The organism is Streptomyces hundungensis (genome assembly GCF_003627815.1).
Lineage (GTDB): Bacteria > Actinomycetota > Actinomycetes > Streptomycetales > Streptomycetaceae > Streptomyces > Streptomyces hundungensis_A.
Window position 1 is genome coordinate 5749198 of record NZ_CP032698.1, and the last position, 12053, is coordinate 5761250.

Genomic DNA, 12053 nt, shown 5'->3' on the forward strand with positions numbered 1-12053 from the left:
CCATATCCGAAGTCGAAGGGGGTCGAGAGGCAACGCGGAGCGCGGTGGCGCGTCATGGACGCGGGGCCCCCGTACGAGTCGCCCGCGCGCGGACCGCGTCGAGCAGGCTCGCCTGCTCCAGGCACTCCCCGGCGTCCGGCGACTGGAGGGCGCCGGAGCGCACCGCGCGCACGAACGCCCGCACGGTGGCGGCCACTTGGTCGTGCGGGGCCAGGGTCAGTTCGCGCGGCCCGTGCGCGTCCGTGATCCACACCATCGGCTTGTGGTCGGCGGACGGGGTGAACGCCGGCTCGACGCGGATCCGGCCCTCGCTGCCCCACAGTTCGTAGGCCGAGCGGTAGGCGTGCTCCATGCCGAAGGCGAGCTGGCCGAGCACCCCGGCGGGGGAGCGGACCAGGACCGCGCCCGAGGTCTCCACCATCGAGCCGCCCGTGTTCTCCAGCGCGGCGCCGACGATCTCCAGGCCCGCGCCGAGGAAGTACAGCGCGGCCCGCACCGGGTAGTAGCCGACGTCCAGCAGGGCGCCGCCGCCCAGTTCCGGGCGGTGTCTGATGTTGCCCGCGGGCAGCGCGGGAATCGCGAACGCGGCGCTGAACGCGCGGAGTTGACCGATCGCGCCGCTCGTCACCAGCTCCCGTACGACCGAGTGCTGGGGGTGATGGACGAACATGACGTTCTCCATCAGGACCAGACCCGAGGCGCGCGCCAGGTCGAGAAGGGCCTCGGTGGTGGGCCGGTCGGCGGTGAGCGGCTTCTCGGCCAGGACGTGTTTGCCCGCGCGCAGCGCCCGGCCCGCCCACTCGGCGTGCAGGGAGATGGGCAGCGGGACGTACACCGCGTCCACGTCGTCCCGGGTGAGGACCGCGTCGTAGGACTCCACGGCCGCGCAGCCGAATTGGTCCGCGACCTCCCGAGCGCGGCCGCCGTCCCGGCTCGCCACCGCGGTCAGCTCGATGTCGGGGTCCGCCGCCATGGCGGGCAGCACCCGGCGGCGGGCGATGTCGGCGGTGCCGAGGACGGCGATGCGCAGGGGTCGTTCAGTCATCCGTCAGATGTCCCATGGCGTTGAGGCAGGCGAGGAGCGTCCTGGCCTGCACATTGACGTAGTGTCCGTGTTTGATCAGCGCCGTCAGCTGGCTGACCGTCACCCACTGGTAGCCGGTCGGTGGCTCGATCGGTGCGTCCTGCTCGTCGGCCTCGATGACGAGATAGCGGTTCTCCGCGTACAGGAACCGGCCGCCCTCCTCCGAGTGGATCGCGTCGTAGCGGACCCGCTCGGGCGCCGCCTCCAGGACGAGGTCCAGGAACGGCGGACGGACCTGGAGGCCCTCGAAGTTGTCCGGGGAGCACTGCACGGTGGGGGCCAGCTCGACCGTGTCGAGGAAGCCGCCCTCGACCTTGGCGTTGGCCAGGACGTGCAGCACACCGTCGAAGGAACGGGTCAAGAAGGCCGCGATGCCCCGGCTGCACGGCTCGATCAGGGGCTGCGTCCAGCTGGTCACCTCGCGGTTGCCGGCCTGGACCTCGACCGCGACCACGTTGAACCAGCGGCCGTCGTCCTTGCCGATGCGCGCCTCGTCACGGGTCCAGCCCGGCACCTGGTCCAGCGGGATGCGCTCCGCGCGCACGTCGTAGCGGGAGCGCTCGGAGGTGAACCAGGACAAGAGGTCGACATCGGTGAGCAGGGCGCCCGCCTCGGGGTCGCGGGAGCGGGCCAGGGACTGGCTGAAATCGTCCCCCCGCACGGCGCCCGCGCCGTAGGCCGGCAGACAGGCCAGGACCGTGCGCGAATCCATGTTCACCAGGTTGTCCTGGTGCAGGAGTTCGGATATCTGACCCAGCGTCAGCCAGCAGAAGTCGTCGTCCAGCGGGACGTCGCCGTCCACCTCGACGATCATGTTGCGGTTGCTCTTGTGGTAGAACCACGAGCCGTGCTCGGACTGGAGCACATCGGCGAGGATCCGGCCCCGGCCGGTGCCCGTGAAGTACTCGATGTACTTCACGTCCGTGCCCTGGTGGACCTTGGTGTAGTTGCTGCGGGTGGCCTGCACGGTGGGGGAGAGCTGGAGCAGGTTGCGGTTGCCCGGCTCCATCTTGGCCTGCATCAGGAAGTGCAGTACGCCGTCGAACTCCTTCACCAGGATGCCGAGGATGCCGACCTCGGGCTGCTTGATGATGGGCTGGAACCACTCCTTGTGGGGGCCGTCGTCGGTCGTGACGTGCAGCCCTTCCACGCTGAAGAAGCGGCCGCTGGAGTGCACCAGGTTCCCGGTGCCCGGCTCGAAGGACCAGCCGCGCAGCTTGGAGAAGGGAATCCGCTCGATGCGGAATCCGCCCGTCCTCCTGCGCTCGGCGAACCATTGGTGGAAGTCCCACGTGGACAGGGATCCGCCCGTGGTGGCCGCGGACGCCGCGATCCGGTCGGCGACCGACACCGGCTCACGGGGCTGGACCACCGGCAGAAGCTCAGTCAGCTCCGCAAGTGTCGACGACATGTACGCTCTCTCCTCGTCAGGATGCTGGGGTGGAGGGGTGTCGGGGGTCCGTCACCAGCCGGCGACGAAGTCCCGGATCGAAGACGTCATGAAGTCGGTGTGCTCGTCGGTGAGCCCCGGGTAGACGCCGATCCAGAAGGTCTGCTCGGTGATGATGTCGGAGTTGGTCAGGTCGCCCACGATGCGGTGCGGTGCGTCCACATAGGCGGGCTGGCGGGTCAGATTGCCGGCGAACAGGTTGCGGGTGCCGATCTTCCGCTCTTCCAGGAAGTTCACCAACTCCTTGCGCCTGAACGGCGCGTCGGGGTCGACGGTGATGACGAAACCGAACCAGCTGGGCTCGCTGCCGAGGGTGGCCTCCGGCAGGATCAGGTGCGGCACACCCTCCAGGCCCTCGCGCAGACGCTGCCAGTTGCGGCGGCGGGCAGCGGTGAAGTCGTCGACCTTGTCGAGCTGGGTGAGACCGAGCGCGGCCTGGAGGTCGGTGGCCTTCAGGTTGTAACCGATGTGCGAATAGATGTACTTGTGGTCGTAGCCGGCCGGCAGGGTGCCCAGCTGGTACTGGAAGCGCTTGAAGCAGCGGTCGCTCTCGCCCGGCTCGCACCAGCAGTCCCGGCCCCAGTCGCGCAGCGACTCCACGATGCGGGCCAGCGCCAGGTTCGAGGTCAGCACGCAGCCGCCCTCACCCATCGTCAGGTGGTGCGCGGGGTAGAAGCTCACGGTCGTCAAGTCGCCGAAGGTGCCGGTGAGTTGACCGTTGTACAGCGAGCCGACCGCATCGCAGTTGTCCTCGATGAGGAAGAGGTCGTTCTCCTCGGCGATCTGCGCGACCTCGGCGACCTCGAAGGGGTTGCCGAGCGCGTGCGCGACCATGATGGCGCGGGTCTTGGGACCGACGGCGGCCTTGATGCGCTCGGCCGTCGTGTTGTACGTCCGCAGCTCGACGTCGACGAAGACCGGGACGAGACCGTTCTGGAGGATCGGGTTGACCGTGGTGGGGAAGCCGGCGGCCACCGTGATGACCTCGTCGCCGGGCTTGAGACGGCGGTCCTCCAGGTGCGGCGAGAGGAGCGCCGACATGGCGAGCAGATTGGCCGAGGAACCGGAGTTCACCAGGTGGGCCTTGCGCCGCTTCATATAGCGGGCGAAGCGGGACTCGAACTTGCGGGAGCTGGTGCCGGCGGCTATCCGCATGTCCAGCGCGGCCTCCACCAGAGCCACCCGGTCGGCGGGCTCCAGGACCGCGCCGGAGGGCCAGATCTCGCTGACTCCCGGCACGAACTCACGGGACGGCTCCTTCTCCAGGTGGTACTCCCGCACCTGTTCGAGAATCCGTGCCTTGGTGTCACTCATCTTGGCTGCCTCCATGGTCGTCAGTTCGGCACGAAGCCCTCAGCGGTGATCCGACACGGCCATCGTTGTGGGGAGGACTTGAAAGGCACTGGACAACGGCTCGCGATGCGCGGCGAGGCGGGCGTGGGCCAGCAGGTCGCGCAGCGAATCGTCCAGGCTCCGCCGCGGTGACCAGCCGAGCAGCCGGTGTGCCCGGCCGATGTCCATGCGCTGCCACTCGGCCTCGGGCGGACGTCCGCCCGCGCTCGGCGCCTCCACGATCTCGGCGGTGGCGCCCGCGAGTTCGGTGAGCCTGGCCACCAGGGAGCGCACCGACGTCGCCTGCCCGCCCCCGATGTTGAGGACCTGGCCGCTCGCCTCGGAGCCGGCCGCGGCGAGCGCGGCGTCCGCCACGTCGCGTACGTCCACGAAGTCACGGTGGGCAAGGAGCGGGGCGAGCCGCAGGGGTTCGGGGGCGGACGTGACGAGGTGGTGGGCCACCATGCCCAGCAGGCTCGCCCGGTGGGTGCCGGGCCCCGACACATTGGAGACCCGCAGCACCAGACCCCGGGCCCGCCCCGCTGCCGCCGCGTCGAGCAGCGCGCGGGCCCCGGCCAGTTTCGAGCGGCCGTACGGGGTGACCGGCGCGGTCGGGGTGTCCTCGGTGATGCCGGTACGCGGCACCGGCCCGTACTCGTGCACCGAGCCCAGCTGGATCAGCCGGGGCGGCGCGTCGAGCGGGGCGGTCGCGGCGACCAGGCGCTCCACCAGGTCGGCGTTGGCGCGCGTCATGTCGTCCTCGGTGGCCTGCCACACGGCGCCCGCCGCGTTCACCACCACCCGCGCGCCGCACTCGCCGAACAGCGCCGCGATGTGCTCCGGCTCGGCGCTCACCACGTCAAGTGCACGCACGCTGTACGGAGTTGAGGCCTCTCGGGTGCTGCGGGCGACGCCGGTCACCGTCCAGCCCACAGCGTCGAACACCTCGCAGATGTGCCGGCCCACGAACCCGGTGGCGCCGAGCACCACCACCGATCCGGCGCCGCCACCTTCTCTGCCGCCTGTTCTTCGGTCGTTCACCGACACCGTGGCTACCTCCTGTATGCGCGGTTTGAGCGGCACTGTGACGGGTGACGCTCGGGCACCGCTGGAGGTGGTGGATGGCGCTACCGGAACTTGAGTCGGGGCGCCTACCGTGCGGGAGCATGAGGATCGAAGAGACCGCCGTACCGGACGCGTACCGCATCATGCCGAAGCTGCTGACGGACCCCCGCGGCAGTTTCCACGAGTCGTACCGCTATGACCTGCTCGCCGCCGAGACCGGGCACGCGTTCGTGCCGCGCCAGGTCAACTACTCGGCGTCCTCGCGCAATACGGTGCGCGGGCTGCACGGCGTGACCATCCCGCCGGGCCAGGCCAAGCTGGTCAGCTGTGTGCGCGGGGCGCTCCTCGACGTGGTCGTCGACGTGCGCGTGGGGTCCCCCACCTTCGGTGAGCACGTCACGACGATCCTGGACGCGCGGGAGGGGCGGGCCATGTTCGTGGCGGAGGGACTGGCGCACGGGTTCGTGGCGCTGACCGACGACACGTGCATCAGCTATCTCTGCTCCACCGAGTACGTGCCGGGTACGCAGCTCGATCTGCGGGCGCTCGACCCCGAGCTGGGGATTGCCTGGGCGCGTTGGCTCACGGGGGAGCCGGTGTTGTCGGAGAAGGATGCGGGGGCGCCTACGGTGGGTGAGGCTGCGGGGCTCGGGTTGCTGCCCACGTATGCGCAGTGCGTTTCCCTCTACGGGAGGGGTTCCGAGGGTTCTCGGCGGGCCGCGTAGGTTCGGCCGTCGGGCGCGTGTACGCCGTCTGCGGGCCGCGGCCACTTTTTGCACAGTTCCCCGCGCCCCTGAAAACCCGTTGCCGTCTGCGGGCCGTGCGTGTCTGGTCGCGCAGTTCCTCGCGCCCCTGACTACTCGGTGCTGGGCAGCACTTCAGCCTGTCCGGCGATTGAGGACGAGCGCCGTTCAGGCGCGATCGGGGTCTGGGGCGGAGCCCCAGGGCCCCTTTTTCGGGTGCGGGCCGTGGGTGGCTGGTCGCGCAGTTCCCCGCGCCCCTTAACCACTTGGCGCTGGGCAGCACTTCAGCCTGTCCGGCGATTGAGGACGAGCGCCCTTGAGGCGCGAACGGGGTCTGGGGCGGAGCCCCAGGGAGCCCGGAACCAACCAACCCGCTGCACGGGCGGGTGGGTGGGAAGACGCGCCCGGGGTCTGGGGCGGAGCCCCGGCTGCCGGCGCGCACGTCGCTTGGGCCCGCCTCCGGGGTTGCCGAGGGCGGGCCCAAGTCGTGTTCTCAGTAGGCCAGTTGGGGCGACGGCGCAGGGTGGATTCCCAGGGTGGTCAGGGCGGTCGACGGGGACTCCTTCGCTGTGCCCCGCGCGGCCAGATATCCGTCGGGGCGGATCAGGAGCCAGGTGCCCGAGGGGGCGCCCAGGGCAGTGGACAGGTGGCCGGCCGGGTCGGACAGGGCGTCCGGGCCGGGGGCGTTGACCGTGCGGACGCGTACCGAGGGGCCGAAGTGGTCCTCGGGGGCCGGGCCGAAGGTGAGCAACAGCCATTGCGGGCGCTGGAGTTCGGACACCAGCTCCTGCCAGCCGGGGCTCGCGGCCAGGTCCGGTGCCGTGACCCGGGCCACCCGCTCGCCGGGGCGTACCCCGGCGGAGGGGGTCGAGGCGTGGGCGAGCGGGCCCGCCGCGTAGCCGAGGCCGAGCGCCGACATGCCGCCCATGATCTTGCGCTGGATGCGGCCCTTGACGGGCGGCAGCGAACGCAGCACCGTGAACGCGGCGCGCAGCGCGGCCGCCGCCCTGCGGCTGCGCAACTGGACCAGCATCGTCGCCATCTTGGTGGTGCGCAGCAACTCCGCCCCCACCGGCACCCGTTCGTCGCTGTAACTGTCCAGAAGGGCCTCCGGGGCCTCGCCGCGCAGGACCGTGGCGAGCTTCCAGGACAGGTTGACCGCGTCCTGGACACCGGTGTTCATGCCCTGCCCGGAGGCCGGGCTGTGGACGTGCGCGGCGTCACCGGCCAGCAGGACACGGCCGTTGCGCATCTGGCCGATCATGCGCTGCTGGATGGTGAACACCGAGACCCAGGACGGCGATTCGACCACCGCGGGCCTGCCCGTGCCGGTGCTGATCTTCGCCGAGAAGCGCCGCGCCACCATCGCGTCGTCGCCGCCGTAGGACGTCTCCGCCGTGTCGAGCAGGCGCCACTTGCCGGGCTCGGGGAACGGCACCATCATCACGGTGCCGGTGGGCGTACGCATCCAGTGGATGCTGTCCTTGGGCAGGTCGCAGTGGACGGTGGCGTCCGCGATGAGCCAGGTCTCGCTCGACTCCCCTTCGAGTTTCAGGCCGAGCTGCTTGCGGATCGTGCTGTGGCCGCCGTCCGTGCCGACCAGCCAGTCGACCGTCATCGTCTCGGCGAAACCGTCGGCGTGGACGAGGTGGGCCCGTACGCCGTCGGAGCCCAGGTCCTCGAACTCCGTGAGCCGTACGCCCCACTCGATCTCCACACCCCGGCGGGCCGTCGCGGTCCGCAGCACCTCCTCGGTGATGACTTGGTCGACCATGAGCGTGAAGGGGAAGCGGGTGGGCAGCCGGCTGTAGTCCGTGTCGAAGCGGATCAGGCGCCGGCCGTTCTGGTGCAGCGTGAAGTGCTCCACGCGCTGGCCGCGCGGAAGCAGCTCGTCCAGGATGCCCATCTGGTCGTACGTCTCCAGGGTGCGGGCGTGCGTGGCGAGCGCCCGGCTGGTGGTGGCCGGGCCGGCCGCCGCGTCCACGAGCCGGACCCGGACGCCGTGCCGGGCCAGCTCGTGGGCGGCGCTGAGACCGACCGGGCCGGCGCCCACGACCAGCACCTGGGGTGCGGGCGCCGTCGCGTCGAGCTGTGTCACTTCTGGCCCTCCTGCGGCGCGTGCTTGACCGCCTTCCACCAGCCGGGGTTGTCCCGGTACCAGGCGGCGGTCTCGGCGAGGCCGTCCTCGAAGGAGATGCGCGGCGCGTAGCCGAGCTCCTCGGCGATCTTCGCCTCGCTGAGCGAGTAGCGCAGGTCGTGGCCCTTGCGGTCGGCGACCCGGACCACCTTCGACCAGTCGTTGCCGGTCAGCTCCAGGAGACGCTCGGTGATCTGGCGGTTGGTCTGCTCGTTGCCGCCGCCCACGTTGTAGATCTCGCCTGCGCGGCCCTTGGTGAGGACGAGCTGGATGGCGCGGCAGTGGTCGTCGACGTGCAGCCACTCGCGGATGTTGGCTCCCTCGCCGTACAGCGGGACCGTCTCGCCTTCGAGGAGGTTGGTCACGAAGCGCGGGATGAGCTTCTCGGGGTGCTGGTAGGGGCCGTAGTTGTTGGAGCAGCGGGTGATCGACACGTTCAGGCCGTGGGTGCGCCAGTAGGCGCGGGTGATCAGGTCCGAGCCCGCCTTGGAGGCGGCGTAGGGGGAGTTGGGCAGGAGCGGCCACTCCTCGGTCCAGGAACCCTCGTCGATGGAGCCGTACACCTCGTCGGTGGAGACGTGCACCACGCGCTGGACGCCGGCGCGCAGGGCGGCCTCCATCACGTTCTGGGTGCCGCCGACGTTGGTGGCGATGAACTCGGCGGCCGACTCCAGGGAGCGGTCCACATGGGACTCCGCCGCGAAGTGGACGACCGCGTCGTGGCCGGGGAACAGCTCCAGAAGCAGCTCCAGGTCGCAGATGTCGCCCTCGACGAAGGCCAGGCGGGGGTGCGAGGCGGGCAGGTTGTCACGGTTGCCCGCGTAGGTGAGCTTGTCGAGGACGGTGACCTCGGCACTCTCGTAGCCCTCGTAGCCGCCGTCGAGGAGCGTGCGGACGTAGTGCGAGCCGATGAAGCCCGCGCCGCCGGTCACCAGGATCTTGTTCATGCCGCTCTTCTCCGTGCCGTTCTTCTCCGTGCCGTTCTCGTCCGTGCCGTTCTTGTCCGTGCCGGGGTGCGTCATGCCGCGACCTCCACGCGGGTGTGGTCGCCGACCACCAGGCGGTGGTGTCGGCTGGCCAGGTCGATGCCGGTGACCGCCGCGGACCTGCCGAGCAGGGAGCCGTGCAGGCCCCGCACCGCGGAGATCGTCGCACCGTCCAGGGCGATCGAGTAGTCGAGATGGGTGCCGGACAGGACACAGTCCCGGCCGATGGACGTGTGCGGCCCGACGTGGCTGTCCTCCAGGACCGTGCCCGCGCCGATGACGACCGGGCCCTCCACGAAGGACCGCGTGATCCTCGCGCCGGCCTCGACGACGACCGCGCCGATCAGCACGCTCTGGTCGTCGACCTCGCCGTCCACCCGGCGCTCGATGCCGTCGAGGAGCATCTGGTTGCACTCCAGGACGTCCTCGACGCGGCCGGTGTCCTTCCAGTACCCGCGGTACTCCTGGGCCCGGACGGTCGAGCCGTTGGTGACCAGCCACTGGATGGCGTCGGTGATCTCCAGCTCGCCGCGCGCGCTCGGCACGATCGAGTCGACCGCCTCGTGGATGGCCGGGGTGAAGAAGTAGACGCCGATGAGCGCCAGGTTGGAGCGCGGCACCGGGGGCTTCTCGACGAGCCGCTCCACGACGCCCGTCGCGTCGACCTCCGCGACGCCGAAGGCGCGCGGGTCCTCGACCTGGGCGACCAGGACCTGGGCGGCCGGGCGCAGCGCGTGGAACTCGGCGGCGGCCTCGGTGATGCCCTCCGGGAGCATGTTGTCGCCGAGGTACATCACGAAGTCGTCGTCACCGAGGAAGTCCTGGGCGAGCTGCACGCACTGGGCGAGACCCTTGGGGCTCTCCTGCGGGATGTAGGTGATCTCGACGCCGAGCCGGGAGCCGTCGCCGAGTGCCTCGGCTATCTCCTCGACGTGGTTGCCGACGATGATGCCGATCTCGGTGACACCGAGGTCGCGGATGTTGTCGAGCACCCGCTCCAGGACGGGCTTGTTGGCGATCGGGATGAGCTGCTTGGGCATGGAGTAGCTGAACGGGCGCAGTCGGCTTCCCGTACCGCCGCTCAGAACCAGAGCCTTCATGGAGGGGTCCTCTTCTGTGGGGTTCTTGCCGGGTTCTGTCGTGATCAACGCATCAACAGGCGGATGAATGGGGGACGTTGGAGGCCGTGTACGCCCCCGCGGTCGTGGGTCAGGCGGCGGGCACCAGCCGGACGGAGGAAAGGGCGGCCTGGGTGAGGCTCTCCACCAGACCCGCGAACGTGTCGGTGGCCTCGTGCAGCAGGGCCTCGGTGTCGGGCTCCAGGCCGGCGAAGCCGCCCGGTCCCTTGCGGATGCCGCCCGCGTGCACGAAGAACGACTCCGAGACCGCCCGCGGCTTCATCGACATCAGCACCGGCCGCAGCCCGTAGTCGAGGGCCAGCACATGGGCGAGCGAGCCGCCGGTGGCCAGCGGCAGCACCACCTTGCCCTCCAGGGCGAACTGCGGCAGTACGTCCAGGAAGGACTTGAGCAGCCCCGAGTAGCCCGCCTTGTAGACCGGGGTGGCCAGCACGATGGCGTCGGCCCGCGCGAACTGGTCCGCTGCTTCGGCGAGTTGGGGGTGGTGGGCATCGGCCCGCAGGAGTTCGGCCGCGGGCAGGGTGCGTACGGCGAGCGTCTCCACCCGGTGCCCGCGGTCGGCCAGCCGGTCCGCCGCGAGGGTGAGTACCTGGTGGGTGCTGGAGACCGGCGAGGGACTGCCGGAGACGGCGAGGATCGTCGCCATGGACAACCTCCTGATCAAGGATGGGGAGAGGCGCTTGGGTTCGGGGGCGGGCGGGCCGCCCGGGGTCAGGCGGCCAGGACCGGCTCGGCGGCCCGCGCGGCCTCGCGGCGGACCGCGGCGACGCGCTCCAGGGAGGCGAGCACCAGACGGGGGTCGGCGACGAAGTCCACCAGGCAGGCGATCTCGTCGACGCCGGCCGCGCGCACCCGGCGGGCGGTCTCGGTGCACTCCTCGACCGAGCCGATCAGGGAGTTCCCGGAGAGGTAGCGGTTGACGCCGAGCTCGGCGAGCTTGCGCTGCGCCTTCACGGCGGACAGCACCTCGCGGCCCTGCTTGTTGCCGCTCATGCGGCCGCCGGCCTCGACCGCGAGGGCCTCCAGGTCGATGGCGGAGAGCAGATAGTCGCGCAGGGCGCCGCCGCCCACCTCGCGGGCGGTCGCCGCGTCGTCGGCGACGTAGGTGTGCATCATGACCGTGACCTTGCCCGGCCCGTCCCAGCCGGCCTCGGCGCGCGCCGACCGGTACAGGGCGATCTTGTCGCCGAGCGATTCGACGTCCTGGTTCTCCAGATGCGTCAGGATGTTGCAGCCGAGCCGGCCCGCCTCGCGGAAGGTGCCCTCGCTGCGGGAGGCGGTCACCCACACCGACAGGTCGTCCTGCACCGGGCGCGGGAAGACGGGCAGCGTGGTCTCGACGCCCAGCGGGTTGGGCCCGGTCCAGTGCCCGGTGCGCCAGGCGGTCCGGATGTCGGTGACATCCTTGATCATCTGCTCGCGCCGGGTCTCGTACTTCTCCGGCGCGATCACGAAGTCGTTGACGTTCCAGCCGGAGCCCACCGAGATCGCGACCCGGCCGCCCGAGATGCCGTCCACCATCGCGAAGTCCTCGACGATGCGGGCGGCCGGGTGCAGCGGCGTCACGACGCTGCCGGCCCGGATCTGGATGCGGCTCGTCACCGCGGCGATGGCCGCCGAGGTCACCGCCGGGTTGGGAAAGGCGCCGCCGAAGCGGTGGAAGTGCCGCTCGGGCGTCGATACGAAACCGAAGCCCAGCTCGTCGGCGCGGCGGGCCGCGTCCAGCATCAGCCGGTAGGTCTCCTCAGCCCGGTCGCCGACCGCGGCGAAGAAGAAGACACCGAAGTCCAGCGGCCGCTCACCTGCCGAGCCGTCCGCACCGTGGCTGCCGGTCTGCCGGGAATCCGCGTTCATTTAGCGCTGCCTCCTTCCCCGTCGGACGTCGTCGCGGCGGGGTCGTCACCATGGGGGCTTGCTGCCCGGCGACACCATGGGACGCCCCCTCGCACCGGACTCGAGTCCCGGGCAGGCCCGCGGCGCTCAAGGCGCCCTCAAGTCCCGCACGAGGCGGCTCGGTTGTGATGGATTCGAGCGAGATCCGAGGGAGGCTCGAAGGAGGCGGCCCGCTAAGTGCAGCGCTGCCAGGGGCGCGAGGAACTACGCGCCCAGCCCCACAC

At 70.7% G+C, this 12053-nt stretch carries 10 protein-coding genes; 1 reads left to right on the plus strand and 9 read right to left on the minus strand.

Annotated features, from left to right (window positions below):
- Positions 1–52 precede the first annotated feature (52 nt).
- Genes DWB77_RS25460 through DWB77_RS25475 form a run of 4 tightly spaced genes read right to left on the minus strand, consistent with a single transcriptional unit; the run spans position 53 to position 4913 of the window.
- Positions 53–1045: a Gfo/Idh/MocA family protein gene (locus DWB77_RS25460; RefSeq protein ID WP_120723444.1), complete on the minus strand. Its 993-nt coding sequence runs from the start codon at positions 1043–1045 to the stop codon at positions 53–55.
- Complete coding sequence (locus tag DWB77_RS25465; RefSeq protein ID WP_120723445.1) at positions 1038–2495, minus strand: NDP-hexose 2,3-dehydratase family protein; 1458 nt, start codon at positions 2493–2495, stop codon at positions 1038–1040. The genes DWB77_RS25460 and DWB77_RS25465 overlap by 8 nt, the downstream gene beginning before the upstream one ends.
- 51 nt (positions 2496–2546) lie before the next feature.
- Positions 2547–3848, minus strand: coding sequence for a lipopolysaccharide biosynthesis protein RfbH (gene rfbH / locus DWB77_RS25470; RefSeq protein ID WP_120723446.1), 1302 nt, complete (start codon positions 3846–3848; stop codon positions 2547–2549).
- 39 nt (positions 3849–3887) lie between these two features.
- A complete protein-coding gene (locus DWB77_RS25475) occupies positions 3888–4913 on the minus strand; it encodes an NAD-dependent epimerase/dehydratase family protein (RefSeq protein ID WP_162952613.1) in 1026 nt (341 codons plus the stop codon).
- A 119-nt stretch (positions 4914–5032) separates the two neighbouring features.
- Here DWB77_RS25475 and DWB77_RS25480 point away from each other — a divergent pair, with 119 nt between their 5' ends.
- Positions 5033–5656, plus strand: a complete 624-nt coding sequence (locus DWB77_RS25480) for a dTDP-4-dehydrorhamnose 3,5-epimerase family protein (RefSeq protein WP_120728228.1) — start codon at positions 5033–5035, stop codon at positions 5654–5656.
- Between the two features lie 511 nt (positions 5657–6167).
- On the opposite strand, the gene DWB77_RS25485 is transcribed toward DWB77_RS25480, so the two are convergent.
- From DWB77_RS25485 to DWB77_RS25505, 5 genes are all read right to left on the minus strand, one after another.
- Positions 6168–7772, minus strand: a complete 1605-nt coding sequence (locus DWB77_RS25485; protein WP_120723448.1) for an FAD-dependent oxidoreductase — start codon at positions 7770–7772, stop codon at positions 6168–6170.
- A complete protein-coding gene (gene rfbB, locus DWB77_RS25490) occupies positions 7769–8758 on the minus strand; it encodes a dTDP-glucose 4,6-dehydratase (protein ID WP_120728230.1) in 990 nt (329 codons plus the stop codon). Before rfbB ends, DWB77_RS25485 begins: the two co-directional genes overlap by 4 nt.
- Positions 8759–8829: 71 nt before the next feature.
- Positions 8830–9897, minus strand: a complete 1068-nt coding sequence (locus tag DWB77_RS25495; RefSeq protein WP_120723449.1) for a glucose-1-phosphate thymidylyltransferase — start codon at positions 9895–9897, stop codon at positions 8830–8832.
- A gap of 109 nt (positions 9898–10006) precedes the next feature.
- Positions 10007–10582, minus strand: coding sequence for an NADPH-dependent FMN reductase (gene ssuE, locus DWB77_RS25500; protein ID WP_120723450.1), 576 nt, complete (start codon positions 10580–10582; stop codon positions 10007–10009).
- A 65-nt stretch (positions 10583–10647) separates the two neighbouring features.
- Entirely contained in the window at positions 10648–11790 is a 1143-nt protein-coding gene (locus DWB77_RS25505) for a MupA/Atu3671 family FMN-dependent luciferase-like monooxygenase (RefSeq protein ID WP_120723451.1), read from the minus strand.
- Positions 11791–12053 lie beyond the last annotated feature (263 nt).

Bases quoted from the DNA above. Each gene is read 5' to 3' on its own strand.
- DWB77_RS25460 (WP_120723444.1), bottom strand. From the start codon at position 1,045: ATGACTGAACGACCCCTGCGCATCGCCGTCCTCGGCACCGCCGACATC.
- DWB77_RS25465 (WP_120723445.1), bottom strand. From the start codon at position 2,495: ATGTCGTCGACACTTGCGGAGCTGACTGAGCTTCTGCCGGTGGTCCAG.
- rfbH (WP_120723446.1), bottom strand. From the start codon at position 3,848: ATGAGTGACACCAAGGCACGGATTCTCGAACAGGTGCGGGAGTACCAC.
- DWB77_RS25480 (WP_120728228.1), top strand. From the start codon at position 5,033: ATGAGGATCGAAGAGACCGCCGTACCGGACGCGTACCGCATCATGCCG.
- rfbB (WP_120728230.1), bottom strand. From the start codon at position 8,758: ATGAACAAGATCCTGGTGACCGGCGGCGCGGGCTTCATCGGCTCGCAC.
- DWB77_RS25495 (WP_120723449.1), bottom strand. From the start codon at position 9,897: ATGAAGGCTCTGGTTCTGAGCGGCGGTACGGGAAGCCGACTGCGCCCG.
- ssuE (WP_120723450.1), bottom strand. From the start codon at position 10,582: ATGGCGACGATCCTCGCCGTCTCCGGCAGTCCCTCGCCGGTCTCCAGC.
- DWB77_RS25505 (WP_120723451.1), bottom strand. From the start codon at position 11,790: ATGAACGCGGATTCCCGGCAGACCGGCAGCCACGGTGCGGACGGCTCG.